Here is a 21,507-nt window from a genome sequence, read left to right on the forward strand (position 1 = left end):
TCCCTCACCCCTGCCCACCGGCGGTCACGCCGTCCCAAGGCACGAACGTCGCCAGGTCGGTGCGCGTCGTCGCGCCGTCGTCGGCCCACCGAACCCCCACGACGCTCCCGGCGACCGTGACGTCGACGACGGCGCGCGGGTCGCTCGCGGCGAGGTCGGCGGCCGTGGCGTCCGGATCGAGCCACAGCAGGTGGAGCGCGACGTAGACGCGCTCGCCCGCGACGTGCCCGCCGATCAGATACGGCGTGGCCGAGTGCGGGCCGAATGCGTTGACGCCCTCGCCGCGCACCACGTCCGCCCGCTCGTACCCGTGCAGCGGCGCCACGGCGGCGAGCACCCCACGGGCGCCGCGCGCCCAGCGGCCGCCCGAGCCCCAGGACCCGGCCTGCGGCGGCGTCTCGTCCGCGACGGCGTGGGCGCCCTCGCGCACCATGCGCGGCTCGGCCGTGCGCACCAGGTGGCAGCGCACCTCCCACGGCCCGTGCGTCACGCTCACGGTCCGCACCGCGGCGCCCGGCAGGGGCCGTCCGTCCAGGTGCGGCAGATGGACCGAGCCGCTCACCGGTCCCTCGACCCGCACGCCGCGCACGGCGGTGCGACGCGAGGCCTGGCCGCCCGCGTCGAGCACCGCGAGATGGCTGTCGACGTTCGCCACGAACCCCCGCCCGGTCTCCGGTGCGGTGTGCGTCGAGTAGGAGAGCTTCGCGTAGTGCGGGTCGTCCTCGTCGGGGTAGTCGTCGAGCGCCATCGTGACGTGGTCGGCGCCATGGTTGACCAGCCGGCACACACCCCCGGCGCGCGCCACCGTCCATCCCACCCGCGGGATCGGCGTGACCTCGTCGGACGGGTCGTGCGCCGGCTCGACTGCGGTCCACACCGCGGCGTCGTCGGCCAGCGCGAGCCCCAGGAACCCGATGCCCGCGTAGTACGGCGAGCCGAAGCCGCTGTAGTACTGCGTCGAGCCCTCGTGCGGCCCGTACCACCCGAGCGACAGCGGGCCGCCCACGCCCACGCCGTGCTCGACGAAGTCGCGCAGCACGCCCGAGGCGAGCCGGCGCCACTGGCCGGGGTCGAGCGGCGAGACACCCGAGACCTCGGCGCACCAGCCGGCCGCGAGCGCCGCCGTGCGGTAGGTGAGCGACCTGCCCTGGTGCAGCAGCGCCCCGTCCGGGGCGACGAGCCGCGCGAAGGACCGCACGTACGCGGCGAGGCGGTCGAGGTGACGTTCGCCCTCGGCGGTGCCCGTGGTGTCGGTCATGCGGTACCAGGCCCACAGGTAGGGGTGGATCGCCCAGGCGTTGTAGTGGTCGAAACGGTGCTCGGGGCCGTCGGTGTACCACCCGTCGCCCACGTACCAGCCCTCCATGCGCGCGACGTGCAGCTCGCCGACGTCGGTGTCCTCCAGCCCCACCGAGCGCAGGAAGCCCTCGGCCACGGCGGGGAAGAGCTGCCAGTTGTTGGGCCACGTGTCCAGGCGCGCGTGGTGGCGCAGCCACCGGGCGACCTGGTCGCGCTCGCCCGGCGCCAGCGCATCCCACAGCCGCTCGCGCGCGAGGTGGAGCGCGAAGGCGGCGTTGGCGGCCTCGACGAGCGGTTGCGTCAGTCCGACGCGCGGCAACCGGCCCGTCACGGCCCGCGGCCACTCCTGGGGCCCGCCGGGCGTGGTCCCGGCGACCAGCGCCTCGCGGTACCAGGCGGCGATCTCGTCCGCGTCGGCGTCGTCGGGGCGCGCGCGGGCGACGCGGGCGGCGGCCAGGATCATGCTGCGGCACACCGTCTCCATCGACTCACGGCGCTCGCCGTCGCGCGTGACGCGGCCTGGCAGTCGCGGCAGGGCGGGCGTGGGTGAGTGATCCCGCACCCACCCGAGCCAGTGGTCGGCGACCGCGGTCCAGTGGTCCCGCGTCCAGCCGGTGCGTGGGCTGGTGCGCAGGTCGGCGTCGGGCAGCCGCAGCGCCCTGCTCATTGCGCCAGCCCCGCCTCATACTCACCGCGGATCGTGTCGCCGCCGTTCGCCGCCCACGCCTTGATCGCGGCCTGCAGGTCCTTGACCGTCCCGCGCCCGGCGATGGCCTCCTTGGCGGCGTCGCTGACCGGTTGGGCCAGCGAGGCGCCCTTGTTGACGGCGGTGGGGCTGTAGATGTTGGCGACGGGGTCGGCGACGGCGAGCGGGATGAGCGTCGAGTACGCCTCGTGCACCGTGCGGGTCTGCTCCTCGTTGCCCGCGTAGTAGACGGCCTGCTGCGGCGCGGCGAGGAACCTCCACGGCACGGCGACGTCGGCCTTGCCCGCGTCAGTCAGGATGGGGTTGCCGCCCGCGTCCATGGTGTAGTCGGCGCCCTCGACGCCGAAGTTGAGCAGGAGGTACTCCTCGGAGCCGAACGGCGCCGCGAGGAAGTTGGCGACCCTCAGCACCCGCTCGACGTGGTCAGCGGGCCCCTTTTTGACCATGACCGGGGCCAGGAGCACGTTGTCCTGGAACATCTGCGCCTGGCCGCCGTCGTGCCCGACGGGCTGGAACGGCAGCGGCCGGAACGCGTCGCTCGTCGAGCCCGCGTAGGTGGGGTAGCCCGGCAGGCCGTCGTAGATGAGGGCGGTCTGGCCACCGATGAAGGCGTTGAGCATCTGGTTCTTCTGCCACGCCTCCGAGCCGGGGACGATGTACCCGGCCGCATACGCCTTGGCGACGTATTCGATCATCGCGAGGTACTCGTCGGTCTCGATGTCCTTGACGAGCCTGCCGCCGTCCTGGCGCCAGCCCGGCGGCACGCGGAACATGCTGCGGAAGATCGCGAGCCCGAACCCGGACGAGCCCAGCGCCCACCGATTCCTGGCGGAGTCGGTCAGCTCACCCAACACCTCGAGGAACGCCTCGGCGTCGGCGATCTGGGAGAGGTCGGACACGCCGACGCCCTCGAACAGCGCCGCGTTGTGGAAGCCTGCGCCTGAGGTCACCCCGCGCGGGATCGGCAGGTAGTAGAGCTTGCCCGCGGCGACGCACTGGCTCCAGAACAGCTCGGGGATGGCGGCGAGATTGGGATAGGCGTTGACCGCGTCGCCGCCGAGGTGCTCGGTGAGGTCCGCGCACGCCGCCTCGAGGAACTGGGCGTGGTTCTGCTGTGCGGCCGAGGCGGGGTACATCATCAGGTCGGGCAGGTCGCCCCCCGCCACGGTGGTGGCGAACCGCGCTCGGAAGTCGGCGTCGGAGACGGCGTCGATGTCCAGGACGCCGCCGAGCCGCCGCTCGACCTCCTGCCAGGCGGCGTTCTCGCCCTTCGGCGTGGGCACCGTCGAGAAGAACATCGACAGGGCGGCGACCGTCTCCCCCGCCAGCGGCGCCTCGGCGACCGACCGGAACGGCTTGGGGTAGGCGAAGTACCCCGGCGGGACCCCGGCCGCGGAGCCGGGCAGGTCCGGGCTCAGGCCCTGAAGCGGCGTGAACCTCGGCAGCAGCACATCCTTGGCGTTCGAGACCCGGCCGGTGGCCGACGGGCTCGACCCGCAGGCCGCGAGGCCCGCGGCGAGGGCCGTGGCGCCGCTCAGCGCGAGGAAGCCGCGGCGGGACAGGAACGTGGGGGCGATGGCGGGCACGGGATGCTCCGTTCGTGAGGTGGTCCGTGGCGCCACGGCGAGGCCGGCCGTGGCGGTAGTGCCGCTCGTGGCGCGCTCAGCCCTTGACGGCGCCGGTGAGCACGCCCTTGGTGAAGTAGCGCTGCAGGAGGGGGTAGACGATGAGGATCGGCAGGAGGCTGACGACGACGACAGCCATCTGTAGGGCCTGGGAGGGCGCCGCGACCTCGGACGTCGCCGCGGTGTCGGCGACGGGCTGCCCGAGCAGCACGTACTGGCGCAGGATCATCGACACCGGCCACTGGTCCATGTCGAGGTAGAGCATGGCGTTGAAGAACGCGTTCCAGTACGCCACGCCGTAGAAGAGCGAGATGACGGCGACCACGCCGCGCGACAGCGGCATGACGATGGTCGCCAGGATGCGCAGCTCGCCGGCGCCGTCGATCCGCGCGGCCTCGAACAGCTCGGCGGGCAGGCTCATGAAGAAGCTGCGCACCACGACGAGGTTGAACGCGGAGATGATCGTCGGCAGGATCACCGCGGCGTAGTGGCCGCGCAGCCCGAGCTCGCTGACCACCAGGAAGCTCGGGATGATGCCCGCCGAGAAGAACATGGTGGCCAGCACCGACATCAGCCAGAACCGGCCCCCGACCACTCGGGGGCGCGAGAGCCCGTAGGCCATGAGCACCGTCAGGACGACGGAGCTGACGGTCCCCACGACGGTGATGCCGACGCTGCGCATCAGGGCCTCGGCGACGACGCCACCGCTGAAGACCTGCTCGTACGCGGCCAGGGTCGGGCGGCTCGGCCACAGGACGAGGCCGTTCTTCGCCGCGATCTCCTCTTGGGACGACAGACTCGTGGCCAGCACGGCGATCATCGGATAGGTGGTCACCAGGCAGATCACCACCAGGAGCAGCCCCTTGGCCGCGGATCCGGCCAGGCTCGGCTCCTCGTCCCATGCGGGGCGGTGGCGGTTGCGGCGCCGCGGCCGGACGCGTCGGCGCGCGTCCGGGCCGGGCGGTGTCAGGCCGGGTGCGGCTAACGGCGTGGAGCGGGTCATCGTGGTCATCTGCGGTAGATCCCGTCTTGGCCGAAGAGGTGGGCGAGCTTGTTGGCGCCCAGGACGAGCCCGAAGCCGACGATGCCTTTGACCAGTCCGACGGCGGCGGCGGGGCCCCACGCGCCGTCCTGGATGCCGTGGTAGTAGACCCACGTGTCGAGCACCTCGGCCGCGGCGGGTCCGACCGCATCGCGCTGGAGGATGATCTGCTCGAAGCCGACCGACAGGATCGTCCCGATCTGGAGGATCAGCAGCAGGATGATCACGGGCATGATGGCCGGCAGGCTCACGTGCCAGATGCGTCGCCATTTGCCGGCGCCGTCGATGACGGCGGCCTCCTGCAGCTCGCCGCTGACGTTGGCCAGCGCCGCGAGGAAGATGATCGTCCCCCACCCGGCGTCCTTCCAGATCAGCTCGAGGACGATGAGGAACGGGAAGAACTCCGGGGTCGTCGTCGCCGAGAACCCGGACACGCCCACCGCGTCGAGCAGGTGCGTGACCACGCCCATCGGCCCGAGGATCTGCGTGAAGATCGAGACCAGCAGCACCCAGCCGATGAAGTGCGGCAGGTACACCACGGACTGGACGAACGTGCGCAGCCGCGGCGTCATGACGCTGTTGAGCAGCAGCGCCAGGAGGATCGGCACGGGGAAGAAGAGCACGAGCTGCAGCACCGTGATGACGAGCGTGTTGCGCACCGCGTGGTAGAAGGTCGGGTCGGCGAAGACCTCCGCGAAGTTCCGCAGGCCGACCCAGGCGCTGTCGGTGATGCCCAGGTACGGCTGGTAGTCCAGGAACGCGATGACGTTCCCGGCCAGGGGCAGCCACTGGAACACGGCGAAGTACACGAAGCCCGGCAGGATCATCGCGAGCAGCACGCCGTCGCGCCTGATGCGGGCCGTCAGCGGCGCCCGGCGCCGACGGGCCGGGTCGGCCCTTGGGGGGCCCGAGCCGCCGACAGTCTCCGTCCCCACCTCAGCCACCGCCATCGCACGTCTCCTTCGCCGCACTCGCAGTCACAAACAGCAACCGCTTGCTACTTCGAAAGACCGTAGGTTCGCGGAAATGAACGTGTCAACGAAACGATCAGGTGACCTGATCGCAAGCGCTTGCTATGGTGCGGCTACCGTGCGAAGGAGAGCCATGCCGAGCCACCGGCCACCAGCGCTGCTGCTGATGAACGACGACACCTACACGACCGCCTTCCGCCGCGGCGCCCACGCCACCATGAGCGCGCGCCTGCGCCTGCTGGCGCCGGGCGCCGTCACCGACCTCGACCAGGTCGCCGACCTCCTCGACCGCGTCGAGGTCCTGGTGACCGGTTGGGGCGTCCCCCGCCTGGACGCCGACTCCCTGGCGCGCATGCCGCGCCTGCGCGCGCTCTTCCACGCCGCCGGGACCATCCGCACCTTCCTCGCCCCGAGCGCGTTGGAGTCCGGGCTGACCGTGAGCGCCGCCGCGCACGCCAACGCCGGCCCGGTCGCGGAGTTCGCGTTCGCCCAGATCGTGCTCGCGCTCAAGCGTGTCGGGCGCCTCACCGCCCGGTTCCGCGCCCAACGCCGTCCGCGCGACCTGTCCGGCATGCCCACGCTGGGCGCCCACGGGGTGACGGTCGGCGTGGTGGGCGCCTCGCACATCGGCCGACGCCTCATCGAGCGTCTGCACACCCTCGACGCCGAGGTGCTCCTCGCGGACCCCTACGTCACCGCGGCCGAGGCCGCCGCGCTGGGCGCCGAACCGGTCACGCTCGACGCCCTGTGCGCGCGCAGCGACGTGGTGACCTTGCACGCGCCGCTCACCCCCGCCACGATCGGGCTCGTCGGAGCACCGCAGCTGGCCCGGATGCGCGACGGCGCGATCCTCGTCAACACCTCGCGCGGCGCCGTCGTCGACCACGCCGCCCTGGCGCCCCACCTCATCTCGGGGCGCCTGGACGCGTGGCTCGACGTCACCGACCCCGAGCCGCTGCCGGCCGACTCACCGCTGTGGGATCTGCCCAATGTCGTCCTGACCCCGCACCTGGCCGGAGCGCTCGGCAACGAGGTCTCGCGGCTCGGCGACCAGGCAGTGGCCGAACTCGTGCGCTTCCTCGACGGCGAGCCGTTGCGGCATCAGGTCCACGCCGCCGACCTCGCCCGGATCGCCTGATGCCCGCCGCACCGCGCGCGGGCGTCACCCTCGCCGACGTCGCCGCCGCCGCGCAGGTCTCGACCGCCACCGTCTCGCGCGTCCTGTCGGGCAACTACCCGGTCGCGGCGCGCACGCGCGCCCGCGTCACGCAGGCCGTCGCGGACCTCGGGTACGTGATGAACGTCAACGCACGCGCGCTCGCGCGCTCGCGAACCTCGACGATCGGCATCGTCGTGCAGGACGTCGCCGAGCCGTTCTTCGGGCACATCGCACGCGGTGTCGAGCGCCGCGCCGCCGAGCTCGGCCTGGCGTGCCTCATCATGGCCTCGCGCGGGTCCAAGGAGCGCGAGCTCGAGCTCGTCGACCTGCTGCGCTCCTACCGCGCGGGCGGGGTGATCCTCGTGGGCGGGGCCACCGACGACCGCGGCTACCGCACCAAGCTCGCCCACCGCGCCCGCGCGCTGGCCGATGAGGGCGGGATCCTCGTCCTGTGCGGCAGGCCGCCGCTGGGCGACGGCGCTCCGACGCGCAGCGTCGGCTACGACAACGAGGGCGGCGCGTTCGCCGTCACGAGCCACCTGCTGGCCCAGGGCCACCGCCGGATCGCCTACGTCGGCGGACCGCCCCGGCTCTCGACGCACACGCACCGCCTGGCCGGCTACCGCCGCGCGCTGGAGCAGCACGGCGTCGCCTGGGACGACGACCTCGTCCACGTCGGGCGGTTCGACGCGGCCTTCGGGCGCGCCACCGTCGCCGGCCTGCTGCGTCACGGGCTCGCGGCGACGGCTGTGTTTGCCGCCAATGACGAGGTCGCCGTGGGGGTGTATGAGGCCGCCGAGGAGGCGGGCGTCGCGATCCCCGGCGACCTGTCCGTGGTCGGCTACGACGACGTCCCCGTCGCCACCCACCTGCGCCCCCGCCTGACCACGGTGTCGGTGCCGCTCGAGGAGCTCGGCCGCCGGGCGGCCGAGCTGTGCGTCGCCGACGGCGCGGACGCCGTCGACGCCGTGGTCGGCACACGGCTCGTGGTGCGCGACTCGGTCGCGGCCCCGCGCGCCGCGACCGAGCCCGGCGCGCTCAGTTCAGCCGAATCATGATCTTCCCGCCGATCGTCGGGTCGTCCGCGGCCCGCAGCGCCGTCTCGGCGGCGTCGATGCCGAACGCGCCGCCGACGACCGCCTGGACGTCGAGCCCCTGCGCGATCGCGTCGATCGCGTCGTCGATCTCGTCGACGAACCCGTAGGACCCGACCCACGACAGCTCACGGTTGACGAGGTCCGCCAGGGCGCTGGGGACGGGCGTGTCCGGCAGATGCCCGACCTGGACGACGACGCCGCCGCGGGCCGCGGCGCGCAGCACGCTGGCCAGCGCGCCGGGGTCCCCGGACGCCTCGAACACCACCTCGACGTCCTGCGGCAGGTCGTCGTCACGCGGGTCGACGACGGCGTCGGCGCCCATCGCCCGGGCGATCCGTCGGGCCGGGTAGGACACGTCGGCGGCCAGGACCGTCCGCGCTCCCGCGTTCCGCGCGGCCGCGACGAGCAGCGAGCCGAGCGGGCCGCATCCGTTGATGAGCACGTCCCGGCCGATGAGCGACCCGGCTCGCTCCACCGCGTGCATCGCGACGGCCAGCGGCTCGGCGAGCGCGCCCTCGAGCGTCGAGACGTGCTCGGGCAGCGGCCTGACCTGGTCGGCCCGCACCGCCTTGAGCTGGCTGAAACCGCCGTCGGTGTGCGGCGCCAGCGCGGCGGACCCGAAGTAGCGCACCTGCGAGTACAGATTGGTCCGCCCCGCCATGCGCGGCGGCATCGTCCCGTCACCGACCAGCGTCGCTGGATGGAACGTCACAGCCTGCCCGATCTGCGCGCACTGGGCGTGACGCCCGAGCCCGATGACGGTGCCCGCGACCTCGTGCCCGAGGATGAGCGGATGGCGCAGCAGCGCCGATCCCGAGCGCCCGTGCTTCCAGTAGGACACGTCAGCGGGGCAGATGCCTCCCCACTCCATCGCCACGAGCACTTCGCCGTCGCCCGGCACCGGATCGGGGCGCTCCTCGACCCTCAGGTCGCCCGGGCCGTGGACGCGCACGGCCTTCATGCCGCGACCCGCGTCCGGTCGTGTGCGGCATGTCGACTGGCCCGGCCCACGGCTCCATGACAGTCCACGCCCCCTGTGATGCCTCGTCGCATCGTCAGTCACTCCTTGCTCCGGCTCCGTCGCCGGTTGTTGGCATCCCCTCAGCGGAGGGAGGCTGGAGTCGTTCGGGCGGCCCCCTGGCTCGCCCACCCAGCCCCTCTGCGCACTGGCACCAGGAGATATATCAGTGCTCGTACGTCACCGCAATCCGCTGGCGCTCGCGTTCGGTAGCATGCGAGCCATGCCGACGACGCCAGGGGGACGGACTGTGCCACCGTCACGGACCAACGCTGAGGCCGTGCACGCGCAGCTGCGCCGACGCGTCGTCGAGCTCGACCTGGCGCCGGGCTCGCCAGTGTCGGTCAACGACCTGGCCGCGTCGCTGGGCGTGTCGCGAACCCCGGTGCGCGAGAGCCTGATCCGGCTCGCCGACGAGGGGCTGGTCATGGTCTTCCCGAAGGTGGGCACCTTCGTCGCACGCATCGACCCCCAGCAGGTCGCCGACGCCCAGTTCCTGCGCGAGGCGGTCGAACTCGCCTCACTCGCCTCACTCGCCTCGCAGCCGCTCGACGACGACGCCGTGGCCGCACTGCGCGAGAACGTCGCCGCGCAGTATGCCAGCGGCGACCGCCTCGACGACTTCCTCACCCTGGGCGAGGACTTCCACCGCGGTCTGCTCGCGCTCGCGGGGCACGCGGGCGCATGGACGGCCATCGCCGCCGCGCAGGCCCACCTCGACCGCGCCCGCCGCCTCAGTCTTCAGACGACGCCGGCGCCTGCGCTCGTCCACGAGCACGACGCCATCCTGCGCGCCGTCATCGCCGGCGACGCCGAGGAGGCCGCGAGCCTCATGCGCTCTCACCTGCGCGCCGTCTTCACGGACATCGAGCAGGTCCGGGCACGCTCACCCCAGTTCTTCGGCTCGGCGCAGGACGCGCCACCGGTGCGGCGCAGTGTCACCGTCTGGGGAGACCGGCCCGGCTCGTAGCGGGCGACCGACGCCGACGGCGCGGCGCCACGGGCGTCACGCGCGCCCCGGGCGCCCCGGGCGAGCAGGCGAGCAGGCGGTCACGGCGCGTCAGCCACGAACGTGAGGGTGGCGCTCGACTGAACGCACGTTTAGGCTATGAAACATGCGTTCAGCCCGCAGCCGTGATGACGACCTGACCACCCGCGCGCGCATCCGCGACGCCGCGGTGGCGCGCTTCGCCACCGACGGCTTCGGCGCCTCGGTCCGCACGGTGGCGGGCGACGCCGGGGTCAGCGCCGCCCTGGTCATCCACCACTTCGGGTCCAAGGACGCGCTGCGCGCCGAGTGCGACGCACACGTGCTCGCGCAGGTGCGCGAGGCCAAGCTCGCCACCATCGACCGCGCCGCAGGCGGCACGAGCTTCCTGGAGGCGTTCGCCTCCGCCGACGCGTACGCGCCGCTGGTGGGCTACGTGCTGCGCTCGCTGCAGGAGGGCGGGACGGTCGGTCAGGCGTTCGTCGAGCACCTGCTCGCCGACGCCGAGGCGTACACGGCCCAGGCGGTGGCCTCGGGCCTGGCCGTCCCCAGCCGCGACGAGCGGGCCCGTGTCCGCTATCTGACGCTGTCGTCGCTCGGCGCGCTGCTGCTGTCGGTCACGCTCAACCCCCCGCAGGACCCCGGCGACCTGACCGCGTACGTGCGCCGCTTCTTCTCCGAGTCGTACCTGCCGATCCTCGAGCTGTACACCGAGGGCTTCCTGACGACCCGCCGCATGCTCGACGACTACCTCGAGTTCGTGCCCGACCCGCCGGGCGCGCTCCCCGACCAGACGGCCTGACGCATCCCATCCCAGCCTCATCCCCCACCCAAGGAACCCCCATGACCACCCCGTCCTCGGCTGTGCCCGCGATCGAGATCCGCGACCTGCACAAGTCCTTCGGCTCGACCAAGGCCCTCGACGGCCTCGACCTCACGGTCCGCCCCGGCGAGGTCGCTGGCTTCCTCGGCCCGAACGGCGCCGGGAAGTCCACCACCATCCGCGTGCTGCTCGGCCTGCTGCGCGCGACGTCGGGCCACGTGAGCCTGCTGGGCCGCGACCCGTGGGCAGACGCCGTCGAACTGCACCGTCGGCTGACCTACGTGCCCGGCGACGTGTCGCTGTGGCCCCACCTCACCGGCGGCGAGGCCATCGACCTGCTGGCCCGCCTGCGCGGTGGCCTCGACCTCAAGCGCAAGGCCGAGCTGCTCGAGCGCTTCGAGCTGGACCCCACCAAGAAGGCCCGCACGTACTCCAAGGGCAACCGGCAGAAGGTCGCGCTCGTGGCGGCCTTCGCCTCAGACGTCGAGCTGCTGGTGCTCGACGAGCCCACCTCTGGCCTCGACCCGCTCATGGAGGCCGTGTTCACCGAGTACCTGCGCGAGGTCAAGGCCCAGGGCCGCTCGGTGCTGCTCAGCAGCCACATCATGAGCGAGGTCGAGAAGGTCTGCGACACCGTCACGATCATCCGTCAGGGACGGGCGGTCGAGTCGGGCACGCTCGACGACCTGCGGCACCTGACGCGCTCGGCGATCACCACGGTCGTCGAGGCCGACCCCGCCGCGCTCGCCGCGCTGCCCGGGGTGCACGATCTGGCCGCGACGCCCAACGCCGTCGGCTCGCGCGTCACCTTCGACGTCGACAACGACCGCATCGGCGAGGTGCTCGCGGCCGTCTCAAGCCTGGGCGTGCACGCCCTCACCGTCACCCCGCCGTCGCTCGAGGAGCTGTTCCTGCGCCACTACGGCGACGAGCTCGCCGCCGACGGCGTCGCCACGTCCGCGGGGCGCGCACGATGAGCGCGACGACGACGCGCGCCGCCCAGGCGCGGCCGACGAGCCTGGACACCTTGACCGGCACGGGCCTGCTGCTGCGGTTCGCGCTGCGTCGCGACCGGGTCCGCCTCATCGTGTGGACCGCCTCGATCGTGCTGCTGTGGCTGTACGTCGTGGGCGCGTTCACCTCGCTGTTCGACACCGCCGAGTCCCGCCAGGCGCGCGCGGCGCTCATGAGCACGCCCGCCAGCATCCTGCTGACGGGGCCCGGGTACGGCCTGGACGACTACACCATCGGCGCGATGGTCGCCAACGAGATGCTGCTGTGGATCATCCTGTCGCTCGCGATCATGAGCATCCTCCAGGTCGTGCGGCACACCCGCGCCGAGGAGGAGTCGAGCCGTTCGGAGCTGGTGCGCGCAGGCGTCGTCGGCCGGCACGCCCCCGCCGTCGCCGCGATGCTCCTCGTGCTCATCGTCAACCTGGTCATCGCGGCGCTGTCGGCGGCGGTGCTCGCCGCGGGCGGGCTCGACCCGCGTGACAGCGTGGTGATCGCGCTCGCGGCGGCGCTGACGGCCCTCGTGTTCGCGGGCGTCGCGTCGGTGACCTGCCAACTCACCGCGCACGGGCGCGGGGCCAGCGGCCTGGCCATCGCCGTCCTCGGCGTGGCGATAGCGGTGCGGGGCGTCGGCGACATCCAGCGGGCGCACGGCAGCGCGCTGTCGTGGCTCTCGCCCGTCGCCTGGGCGCAGCAGACGCGCGTGTTCGTCGACACCCGCCTGTGGCCGCTCGGCCTGAGCCTGGTCCTGACGGTCGTGCTGCTCGTGCTCGCCGCGACGCTGGCCTCGCGCCGTGACTTCGGCGCGGCCATGCTGCCCGAGCGGCGCGGCCGCGCGGACGCCGTCGCGAGCCTCGCCTCCCCCTTCGCGCTGGCCTGGCGCCAGCAGCGGGTCGCGCTCGCGTGGTGGACGCTCGGCACGACGCTGATGTGGCTGGCCTCAGGCACCTACGTCGACGAGATCGGCCCCATGGTCGGCGACCTCGCCGAGACCAACCCGGCGGTCGCGCAGATCCTCGGCGGCGACGGCGGGCAGGCGCTGACGGACGGCTTCGTCTCGGTGTTCATGCTTTACGCGGCGCTGATCGCCGTCGGCTACGGCATCTCCGCGGTGCTGCGCGCCCGCACCGAGGAGACCGAGGGGCTGGCCGAGTACGCGCTGGCCACGGCCGTCTCCCGTGGACGTTGGCTCGGCGCGCAACTCGCGGTCGCCGGGATCGGCGCCGCGGTGCTCACCGTCGCGGGGGGCGTCGGCGTCGCCATCGGCGCCTACTCGGTCGGCGCGACCGATCCGTCGTTCGGCGCCTACCTCGTCGCCTCCGCGGCGTACCTGCCCGCGGTCGCCGTGGTCATCGCCCTGTCGGCGGCCCTGTTCGCGTGGCTGCCGCGCCTGGCGGGACTGCCGTGGGCGATCCTCGTGCTCGCGTTCGTGGTCGGCATGTTCGGTGAGGCGCTCGACCTGCCCGACGCCGTCCAGGGTCTGTCGCCGCTGTGGTGGGTGCCCCGGGTGCCCGCGGAGGACTTCGCCTGGGCCCCGACGCTGGTGCTGACCGCTATCGCCGCCGCGCTGTTCGGCCTCGCGTTCTGGGGTTTCCGGCGCCGCGACGTGCCCGTGGTCTGACCCAGGGTCCTGTCGGGCCCGCCCCGTCGCATCTCGACGGGGCGGGCCCGACCGGCGTGACCCTGGTCAGAACTGGTGGGCGAAGCCTGTGACGATCGTCTCGGGCTGGTCCTTGCGCTCGTCCAGCAGCCGCTGGATGCTCTCGACGTAGGCCCGGAACGCCGCGGTGTCGGCCTGGCCGCTCGCCTCGAGCTCGTCGGCGATCTTGACCACGAGGGCGCGCGCTCGCGCCGCGGCCGGGCCGGTGGCGACCCGCACCACGCACTCCGACGCCCGCCAGTGCGGCACGTCGGCCGGCACGACCACGCCATCGACCTCGTCGGGCGAGTTGTCGAGCAGCCACTGGATGCCGTGCTCGTCGAGCTGACCGGGGCCGAAGTTCCTCAGCTCCATCGGCTCGGGCGCCTCCGGGCCCTCGCTCTCAAGCCACTGGTCGCGCAGCAGGTCCGCGAAACCCGGGATCGAGAGGATCTCGTCCCGGACGGCAGGGGTGAAGATGTCGAGTGCGTCGAACGGCTGGTCCATTGCTCTGCTCCTTGCGTGGGAGGCCCTGCCCCGACCGTAGGCGCGCGGCGGGGCGACCGCATCCCGCTGACACGGCGCGACACCCACCCCTCTGGAAGGCTCCCATGCACCTGAGCACCGCACACCGTCCCGCTGACGGCGTCGTCGAGCGCCGCCTGACGCTCGACGGCGTCCCCGGGATCCTGTGGACCCCCGACCCTCCGGCCTCGGCGCCGGCGCCCGCGATCCTCCTGGGCCACCCCGGCGGCCTCGAGCGGATGTACCCGCGCCTGCTCGCTCGCGCCGCCCGCGCCGCCGCCGACGGCTTCGCCACCGCGACCATCGAGTTGCCCGGCAGCGGCGACCGGCCCCGACTGCCCGACTTGGAGGCGGCCCGCGCCGACCTGCGCCGCGCCATCACCCGTGGCGAGCCGGTCGACGATGACGTCGTCGACCGGCTCGTCCTGCCGTTGGTCGAGGCGGCCGTCCCGGAGTGCCGACGCCTGCTCGACGCGCTTGAGGCGGAGGGGGTGGGCGGCCCGTTCGGCTACTCGGGTGGGATCGTCTCGCTCGGCGTGCGACTGGCCGCGGTCGAGCCGCGCGTCGTGGCCGCGGGACTCTTCGCCGGCAGCCGCATCCCCCGCGCCATCATCGAGCAGGCCCGCCAGGTGCGGATCCCGACGCACGTCCTGCTCCAGTGGGACGACGCGGGCAACGACCGCCAGGAGGCGCTGAGCCTGTTCGACGCCCTCGGCTCCCCCGACAAGACATTGCAGGCCAACATGGGCGGGCACACGGGTGTGCCGGAGCACGCGGCCGAGGACGCCGCGCGGTTCTTCGTCCGACACCTGCGCTGACGCGCCGACGGGCCCGCCGCGGGCGGGCCCGTCGAACTCCCCCAGGACGGCGGCGCTCAGGCGCCGGCGCGCGCGGCCGCCGGCGCCGAGACCTCGTGCAGCGCCTCGACGAGCGGAGCCAGCTCCGCGGTCCCCTCGGCGGCGGTCAGCGCCGCCTCGAGGGTCACGTCGTGTGTCGGCCGCGCCGCGAGCAGCAATCCCTCCCCCGCCGCGGTGAGCTCGGTGTAGATCCCGCGCCGGTCGTCCTGGCACAGCACGCGCGTCAGCAGCCCGCGCTCCTCAAGCCGGTTGACCAGCCGCGTGGTCGCCGACGCCGAGAGCGCGGCGGCGCGGCCGAGCTGCCGCATGCGCATATGCCATCCGTCCTGCCGCGACAGCGCGTCGAGCACGGTGAACTCGACGACCGACAGCCCGTGCTCCTGTTGGAGCGCGCGTTCGAGCGCGGCGTCGATGAGGCCGTGCAGGGCCGCGAGCGTGCGCCAACCTTGCGCGCGGACCTCGACGGCGTCGTCGGCGATTCCCATGGGGCTCCTCCGGACTGGTGGGTGCGAGCACCCATTCTACACGGCTTGTGCGGATAGAGCGCGCGTGCAAACATGTATCCCGCGCCTGCAACTACCGGCGGGCGCTCATGGTCGGCCCACGCCGACCGTCATCGTCCACACCACCATGCCTGGAGCGCCCCGTGCCCACGCAGCACACCATCCCCGCCGTCCCCCTCCCCCACGCCGCCCACCCCGGCGCCACGATGCCGCAGGTCGGCTTCGGCGTCTTCCAGGTGCCCGACGCCGAGACCACCCGCGCCGTGTCCCTCGCGCTCGACGCCGGGTACCGCAGCGTCGACACCGCCGCCGTCTACGGCAACGAGGCCGGCGTCGGGCGTGCCCTGGCCGAGGCGGGCCTGACCTCGGGCCCGGCCCGGGCCGAGGTCTTCGTGACCAGCAAGCTGTGGGTCGACGACATGGCCCGATCCGACGTGGCGCCCGCGTTGGGGCGCAGCCTCGAGCGCCTGGGACTCGACCACCTCGACCTGTTCCTGATCCACTGGCCGGCACCGGGCCGCGGCCAGTACGTCGAGGCGTGGGAGGCGCTGGTCGAGGCCCGCGACGCCGGACTCGTGCGCGAGATCGGCGTCTCCAACTTCCAGCCCGCCCACCTGGACGCGATCATCGCGGCCACCGGCGTGCGGCCCGTCGTCAACCAGGTCGAACTGCACCCCGCGCTGCAGCAGCGCGGCCTCCGCGCGGCCCACGCCGCGCACGGCGTCGTCACCGAGGCGTGGAGCCCGCTCGCCCAGGGCGCGCTGCTGCGCGACGACGTGATCGCGCGCGTCGCCGCCGCCCACGCCGTCACGCCCGCCCAGGCGATCCTGCGCTGGCACGTGCAGCACGGGACCGTGGTCATCCCCAAGTCCGTCACGCCCGAGCGCATCGCCGCCAACCTCGACCTGTTCGGCTTCGCGCTGTCCGACGACGAGATGGCCGCGATCGACGCCCTCGACCGCGACGGACGCACCGGCCCGCACCCCGACCGCTTCAACGGCTGACCACACACCCCAACGTCCGCAAGGAGCGTCATCGTGCCTCTCGCCCTGTGGGCCCTCGCCATCGGGGGCTTCGGCATCGGCCTGACCGAATTCGTCATCATGGGCCTGCTGCCCGAGGTGGCCGCCAGTTTCGAGGTCACCGAGACCGTGGCCGGCTACCTCATCTCGGGCTATGCGCTGGCGGTCGCCGTCGGCGCGATCGGCCTGACCGCCGCGCTGACCCGCGTGGACCGCAAACGCGCGCTGCTCGGGCTCATGGTCCTGTTCATCGCCGGGAACCTGCTCTCGGCGCTCGCACCCACCTACGGGCTCATGCTCGCCGGGCGCGTGCTCGCCGCGCTGTGCCACGGCGCCTTCTTCGGCATCGGCGCGGTCGTCGCGGCGGGCCTGGTGGGCAACGGCCGCGCCGCGGCCGCCATCGCGATCATGTTCACCGGCCTGACGATCGCCAACGTCCTGGGCGTGCCGTTCGGCACCTTCCTCGGGCAGGCCGCCGGTTGGCGCTCGACCTTCTGGGCGATCACGGCCGTCGGCGTGCTCGCGTTCGTCGGCGTCGCCGTCCTCGTCCCGTCGACCGCCCGAGACTCACACGCGGCGGCGCCGTCGAGCCTGCGGGTCGAACTGGCGGCGTTCCGCTCGCCGCAGGTGTGGCTGTCGATCGCCGTGACCGTGCTCGGCTTCGGCGGGATGTTCGGCGCGTTCACCTACATCGCGTTCACCCTCACCCGCGTGAGCGGGTTCGCCGACTCGACCGTGCCCTGGCTGCTGATCCTGTTCGGCGCCGGGCTGTTCGTAGGGAACCTGCTCGGCGGGCGGGCCGCCGACAGGCGACTGGACGGCACGCTGGTCGTGCTGCTCATCGGCCTGACCGCCGTGCTCGCGCTGTTCGCCCTGACCGCGGACAGCCAGGCTCTGACGATCGTGAGCCTGGTGCTCATGGGCGGCTTCGGCTTCGCCACGGTGCCCGGCCTGCAGATGCGCGTCATGCGCTACGCCTCGGCGGCCCCCACGCTCGCCTCCGGCGCCAACATCGCCGCGTTCAACATCGGCAACGCGTTCGGCGCCTGGGTCGGAGGGCTCGCCCTGGCCGCGGGCCTCGGCTTCACCTCCCCGCTGTGGGCCGGCGCCGCCATCACGCTCGCCGGGCTGGCGGTCATGGTGGTCGCGGCTGTCACGGCCGGCGCCGCGCCGACCCGCGAGCCGGCCGCCGTCGCGCACGCGACCGCCGGGTGAGCTCATCGCCCTTGCGGGCAGGCCCGTGGCCGCGCTGGTCGAGCGCGGCCACGGGCTCCGCGCCGCCTACGCGGCGGGTTCGAGGTCGCGCGCGGGGTGCACGATCTCAAGCTGCGGGAACGTCGCCGGTCGCGTGAGGCGGTAGCGGACCCGCCAGCGCCGGTGCGCCCACGTCCAGCCTGCCGCGACGGCCAGGAGCGTGGCCACCGCGCCCGCGAGGATCGCGACGCGGGGACCGAAGGTCTCGGCGACCCAGCCGATCAGCGGGGCGCCGAACGGCGCGCCGCCGAGGAACACCATCATGTACAGCGCCATGACGCGCCCGCGCATCGCCGGGGTCACCGACGTCTGCAGGGCGGCGTTCGCCGCCGTCAGCATGGTCAGCGACGTGAACCCGATCGGGGCGGCGAGCAGCAGATACGTCAGGTAGGACGGCATGAGCGCGGAGACGCCCTGCGCGAGGCCGAACGCGAGCGCCGCGCCGAGCACGACCCGCACGCGCGGCGGCTGGGTTCGCCGCGCGGTCAGCAGCGCCCCGGCCAGCGACCCCACGGCGAGCGCCGAGCCGAGCAGGCCGAACTCCCCCGGCCCCAGCCCGAACTCGACGCGGGCCATCATCGCGCTGGTGAGCTGGAAGTTGAGGCCGAACATCGTCACCACGCCGACGACCCCCATGATGACCTGCACGTCGCCACGGTCGCGCACGTAGGCGACCGCCTCGCGCAGTTGTCCCGCCGCGCGCGGCGCCGACGGCAGCACGTGCAGGGCGCGGGGGTTCATCGCCGCGATGGCCGCGATCGACAGCGCGAACGTGGCGGCCGTGATGACGAAGACCCACCCCGGGCCCACGGCGGCGATGAGCAGGCCGGCGACGCCCGGCCCCACGAGCCGGGCCGCGTTGAACGACGCCGAGTTGAGCCCGACGGCGTTGGTCAGGCTCGCCTCCGGCACGAGCTCGGAGACGAACGTCGCGCGCACCGGGTTGTCGACCGCTGAGACGCACCCGCCGACCAGGGCGAGGGCGAACACATGCCACAGCCGCACGGCGCCCGTGAGCACGAGCACGGCCAGGACCACCGAGTTGAGCCCCATCAACGATTGCGTGGCCATCAGCAGCCGCCGTCGCGGCAGCCGATCGGCGAGCACGCCCGCGTAGGGCGACAGCGCCAGCACGGGCAGGAACTGCATCGCCACGGAGACGCCGACCGCCGTGCCCGAGTGGTCCGTCAGGTGGGTCAGGACGATCCAGTCCTGGCCGACGCGCTGCGCCCACGCGCCGACGTTGGCGACCAGGGCGGCGGCGAACCACAGGCGATAGTTGGGAAAGCGGAGGGAGGCGAACGTCGCGGAGGCCATGACCCTGCCACGGTAGGCCCTGCCCGAGAGAAATCCCTGGTCACGACGTCCTCGGCCCAGCCGTGCGGCGCGCGATGCGTGTGCCGACGTCGGCGTCAGGCGTCGGACGACGCCGCCCCGAGCGCGCTCACGCGTACTCGTTGCTCCCGAAGTCGTCGCGGAACGTCGGGCCGTTCGCCGCGACCTCGGCGTCGTGCTCGGCTCTCCACGTCGGGTAGGGCCGCACGGCGAGCGCGTCGTTGGTGAAGCGCGGGTCGTCCGTGATCTCGGTGACGCACCAGCGCGGGATGACCAGGTCGGTGACCGGGTCCGGCTTCTCGCACTCCGCGACGATGAGCGGGTGGTTGGCCCCGCCGAAGACATCGATCACCCACGGCGACCCGAACAGGTGGACGGCGTAGCGGACCTTGGTGACGAACGGGCCCTTGCCGCGCAGCATGACCTGCACCGCCTCGGACACGTCCAGGTCGCGCTCGGCCTCGTACCGGGTGCCGCCGAGCGGCGGACCCTTCACGGTGATCGCGGCGTGGTTGACCTGCGGGCTGATCGCGCCGAGCAGATCCACCGGGTCGGTCTCGGCGGTCATCTCGGCCTCGACTCCGATGGCCTGCGCGCGGACGCGCACCGCGTAGCCGCCGTCGGCGACGAGGTAGGACTGCACGATCGTCGCCGGAGCCTGGCGGACCTCGTCGGGCGCCTCGGCGACGAGGAACCGCCGCTCGAACTCGAAGTCGCCGTGTTTGCGCTCGATGCCGGGGAAGCCGTCCATGGCAGGAAGGCTAGCCTGTGCCGGTCCCCCGGGTGACGGCGCGACGCGGCGACTGGCGTGCGCGCTCACCAGGGCAGGTCTCCTCCGCCCAAGTTGAGGAACCTGGGGCTCGTCGGCTCGGGCGAGGCCGCGAGGCGCAACAGCTCCCGGGCGGCGTCCACGGGATCGCCGCCCGCGCCGGATCGACCCATCCCTGTGGCGAGGCTGCCGGGGTGGACCGCCCAGACGCGGACGTCGGGACCGAGCTCCTGGGCGAGCGCGACCGTCGCCATGTTCTGCGCGGCTTTGGAGATCCGATACCCGTAACTCGTCCCGAAGCCGCGGTACCTGCCGACAGCCTGGTCGTGGATCGACCCGAGCCGAGAGGTGATGTTGAGCACAAGCGGCGACCGCGCGAGCCGAAGGTTCGGCAGGGCAACTCGCGTCGTCCGCAGAACCCCGCCGACGTTGACGTCAAGCACTCCGAGCATGGCCGTGACGTCGAGGCCCTCCAGCGGCGTCCCCGGCATCCCGACACCGGCGTTGTTGACGACAAGATCGAGCGGCGCGCTCCCGAGCGCGACCCGCAGCGCACTTCCGTCGTCGTCGGTCACGTCCCAGATCGCGTTGACGACGCCGGCGAGGGCGCCCGACCTGGGAGCCCGGGATGCCGCGACGACGTCCCATCCCGCGCCGGCGAAGACCTCCACGCAGGCGGCGCCGAACCCGCGGCTCGCGCCCGTGACGAGGGCCCGACGCCGAGATGTCATGCGCGGAGTATGGCCCAGTGGCCGACGAGCCGGGCCCACTCGACCACGGGCTGAGCAGTCACCCACGACCATCGCCAACCATCGACGGCGGACTCGGGCTCAGCGGTGTGCGGCGCCGGGTTCGACGCGCCCATCCGGGGTGACGCGGCCCCGCCGCCGGAGCCGTGCGAGCAGGCCGGGCGCGCTCGCGGCGGCGACGATGACCAGGACGACCAGCGTGACCGTCGCCCAGGGCACGGCCCAGGTGGTGGCCGATCCCGCGGCGGTCGTGGCGCCCGCGCCGCCGACGGCGACGCCGTCCACGCGTACGGCCGCCGTCGCGCGGCCCAGCGGCCGTACGCCGGTGACCTCGACCGTGCGCCGCACGCTCGATCCGGGCAGCACCTCGTCAAGGTCGCCGCTCACGCTCCGGGCTCCGGACCCGCCAGGCCCGCGCACCGTGACGGACTCGGTGGGCACGAGCCGCGTGTTGCCGGTGTTGGTCAGCGTGTACGTCACCGTCGCGGCGACGGCGCCCAGGGGTCGCGGCGTGCCGTGGGCGACGACGTCGACGCCCGTCACTGTCAGCGCCGGCGTCAGGTCGCCGGCGACGCGGGCGTGCACGCGCAGGGCCAGGCGCCGGTCGACGGTCAAGGCGCCGTCGCCTGAGGTGGCGGCCAGGGAGGTCACGATGCCGGCGGCGTGGTCGCCGGGGGCGGCGTCGGCGGGGACCCGCAGGGTGAAGGGCACCTCGACGCGGGCGCCCGCCTCGACGTGGACGGCGCTCGCCGAGGTCTCGATCCACGCGCCCAGGTCGGTGGGCGCCTGCGCGGCGGGCAGCAGGTCGAGGTGCCCCTCGGGCGTGGTCAGGGCGTCGGTGGCGTAGACGGCGAGATCGAGCGGGCTGGCTGTCGGGTTGGTGACCACGAGGACGTCGTCGACCACCTGCCCGGGCTCGACGGCGTACACGAAGTTGGCGCGGCCCGCCCCGAGCCCGCCGTCGCCCGGGGCGAGCGACCAGGTGACGTCGTCGGCGCTCGCGGGCGCGGCGGGAGCGAGCAGGGTCAGGGCGACGACGGTCGCCGCCGCGGCGGCGCGCGCCAGGCCGAGGCCTGAGGCGCGCCGCCGCGGGGTGGTGCGGGCGCGGGTCACGT

General features: G+C 73.5%; 20 protein-coding genes. 9 read left to right on the forward strand and 11 right to left on the reverse strand.

The window, feature by feature from the left end:
• Positions 1-4: 4 nt before the first annotated feature.
• The 4 genes from EV386_RS06395 to EV386_RS06410 all read right to left on the reverse strand — a co-directional run bounded on the left by EV386_RS06395 (position 5) and on the right by EV386_RS06410 (position 5,622).
• Positions 5-1,966, reverse strand: coding sequence for a DUF2264 domain-containing protein (locus tag EV386_RS06395; RefSeq protein WP_130413372.1), 1,962 nt, complete (start codon positions 1,964-1,966; stop codon positions 5-7).
• Complete coding sequence (locus tag EV386_RS06400) at positions 1,963-3,591, reverse strand: twin-arginine translocation signal domain-containing protein (protein WP_130413374.1); 1,629 nt, start codon at positions 3,589-3,591, stop codon at positions 1,963-1,965. The genes EV386_RS06395 and EV386_RS06400 overlap by 4 nt, the downstream gene beginning before the upstream one ends.
• A 76-nt stretch (positions 3,592-3,667) precedes the next feature.
• Complete coding sequence (locus EV386_RS06405) at positions 3,668-4,642, reverse strand: carbohydrate ABC transporter permease (protein ID WP_130413376.1); 975 nt, start codon at positions 4,640-4,642, stop codon at positions 3,668-3,670.
• Entirely contained in the window at positions 4,639-5,622 is a 984-nt protein-coding gene (locus tag EV386_RS06410; RefSeq protein WP_130413378.1) for an ABC transporter permease, read from the reverse strand. The genes EV386_RS06405 and EV386_RS06410 overlap by 4 nt, the downstream gene beginning before the upstream one ends.
• Before the next feature lie 154 nt (positions 5,623-5,776).
• Here EV386_RS06410 and EV386_RS06415 point away from each other — a divergent pair, with 154 nt between their 5' ends.
• Together EV386_RS06415 and EV386_RS06420 are read left to right on the forward strand one after the other, a co-directional pair.
• Positions 5,777-6,781, forward strand: coding sequence for a hydroxyacid dehydrogenase (locus tag EV386_RS06415; protein WP_130413380.1), 1,005 nt, complete (start codon positions 5,777-5,779; stop codon positions 6,779-6,781).
• Complete coding sequence (locus EV386_RS06420; RefSeq protein ID WP_130413382.1) at positions 6,781-7,860, forward strand: LacI family DNA-binding transcriptional regulator; 1,080 nt, start codon at positions 6,781-6,783, stop codon at positions 7,858-7,860. Before EV386_RS06415 ends, EV386_RS06420 begins: the two co-directional genes overlap by 1 nt.
• On the opposite strand, the gene EV386_RS06425 is transcribed toward EV386_RS06420, so the two are convergent.
• Entirely contained in the window at positions 7,841-8,860 is a 1,020-nt protein-coding gene (locus EV386_RS06425; protein WP_130413384.1) for an L-idonate 5-dehydrogenase, read from the reverse strand. The genes EV386_RS06420 and EV386_RS06425 overlap by 20 nt on opposite strands.
• A 337-nt stretch (positions 8,861-9,197) precedes the next feature.
• Here EV386_RS06425 and EV386_RS06430 point away from each other — a divergent pair, with 337 nt between their 5' ends.
• The 4 genes from EV386_RS06430 (at position 9,198) to EV386_RS06445 (ending at position 13,360) form a co-directional block, all read left to right on the forward strand.
• Positions 9,198-9,887, forward strand: a complete 690-nt coding sequence (locus tag EV386_RS06430; RefSeq protein WP_242607853.1) for a GntR family transcriptional regulator — start codon at positions 9,198-9,200, stop codon at positions 9,885-9,887.
• Positions 9,888-10,032: 145 nt separating this feature from the next.
• Positions 10,033-10,707 (forward strand): TetR/AcrR family transcriptional regulator, encoded by a 675-nt coding sequence (locus EV386_RS06435; protein ID WP_130413388.1) that lies wholly within the window; start codon positions 10,033-10,035, stop codon positions 10,705-10,707.
• 41 nt (positions 10,708-10,748) lie between these two features.
• Positions 10,749-11,705 carry an ABC transporter ATP-binding protein gene (locus EV386_RS06440; RefSeq protein ID WP_130413390.1) on the forward strand — a complete coding sequence of 319 codons (957 nt, stop codon included), beginning with the start codon at positions 10,749-10,751 and terminating at the stop codon, positions 11,703-11,705.
• Positions 11,702-13,360, forward strand: coding sequence for an ABC transporter permease (locus tag EV386_RS06445; protein ID WP_130413392.1), 1,659 nt, complete (start codon positions 11,702-11,704; stop codon positions 13,358-13,360). Before EV386_RS06440 ends, EV386_RS06445 begins: the two co-directional genes overlap by 4 nt.
• A gap of 66 nt (positions 13,361-13,426) precedes the next feature.
• On the opposite strand, the gene EV386_RS06450 is transcribed toward EV386_RS06445, so the two are convergent.
• A complete protein-coding gene (locus EV386_RS06450; RefSeq protein ID WP_130413394.1) occupies positions 13,427-13,885 on the reverse strand; it encodes a hypothetical protein in 459 nt (152 codons plus the stop codon).
• Positions 13,886-13,989: 104 nt separating this feature from the next.
• Between EV386_RS06450 and EV386_RS06455 the strand changes: the two genes are divergently transcribed.
• Positions 13,990-14,721 (forward strand): alpha/beta hydrolase, encoded by a 732-nt coding sequence (locus EV386_RS06455; protein WP_130413396.1) that lies wholly within the window; start codon positions 13,990-13,992, stop codon positions 14,719-14,721.
• A 56-nt stretch (positions 14,722-14,777) separates the two neighbouring features.
• Here the strand turns inward: EV386_RS06455 and EV386_RS06460 are convergent, their stop codons facing one another.
• Positions 14,778-15,245 carry a MarR family winged helix-turn-helix transcriptional regulator gene (locus tag EV386_RS06460; protein WP_130413398.1) on the reverse strand — a complete coding sequence of 156 codons (468 nt, stop codon included), beginning with the start codon at positions 15,243-15,245 and terminating at the stop codon, positions 14,778-14,780.
• A gap of 161 nt (positions 15,246-15,406) precedes the next feature.
• Here EV386_RS06460 and EV386_RS06465 point away from each other — a divergent pair, with 161 nt between their 5' ends.
• Complete coding sequence (locus EV386_RS06465; RefSeq protein ID WP_423218961.1) at positions 15,407-16,267, forward strand: aldo/keto reductase; 861 nt, start codon at positions 15,407-15,409, stop codon at positions 16,265-16,267.
• Positions 16,268-16,300: 33 nt separating this feature from the next.
• On the forward strand, positions 16,301-17,500 hold the full coding sequence (locus tag EV386_RS06470; RefSeq protein ID WP_130413402.1) for an MFS transporter: 1,200 nt from the start codon (positions 16,301-16,303) through the stop codon (positions 17,498-17,500).
• Positions 17,501-17,566: 66 nt separating this feature from the next.
• Here EV386_RS06470 and EV386_RS06475 read toward each other — a convergent pair whose 3' ends face one another.
• The 4 genes from EV386_RS06475 to EV386_RS06490 all read right to left on the reverse strand — a co-directional run bounded on the left by EV386_RS06475 (position 17,567) and on the right by EV386_RS06490 (position 21,505).
• On the reverse strand, positions 17,567-18,856 hold the full coding sequence (locus EV386_RS06475) for an MFS transporter (protein WP_130413404.1): 1,290 nt from the start codon (positions 18,854-18,856) through the stop codon (positions 17,567-17,569).
• 127 nt (positions 18,857-18,983) lie between these two features.
• Positions 18,984-19,625, reverse strand: coding sequence for a CYTH domain-containing protein (locus tag EV386_RS06480; RefSeq protein WP_130413406.1), 642 nt, complete (start codon positions 19,623-19,625; stop codon positions 18,984-18,986).
• A gap of 65 nt (positions 19,626-19,690) precedes the next feature.
• Positions 19,691-20,374, reverse strand: coding sequence for an SDR family NAD(P)-dependent oxidoreductase (locus EV386_RS06485; RefSeq protein ID WP_130413408.1), 684 nt, complete (start codon positions 20,372-20,374; stop codon positions 19,691-19,693).
• 99 nt (positions 20,375-20,473) lie between these two features.
• A complete protein-coding gene (locus tag EV386_RS06490; RefSeq protein WP_130413410.1) occupies positions 20,474-21,505 on the reverse strand; it encodes a WxL protein peptidoglycan domain-containing protein in 1,032 nt (343 codons plus the stop codon).
• Positions 21,506-21,507 lie beyond the last annotated feature (2 nt).

The sequence above is a fragment of the Xylanimonas ulmi genome, from assembly GCF_004216535.1.
In the GTDB taxonomy this organism is placed as follows: Bacteria; Actinomycetota; Actinomycetes; order Actinomycetales; family Cellulomonadaceae; genus Xylanimonas; species Xylanimonas ulmi.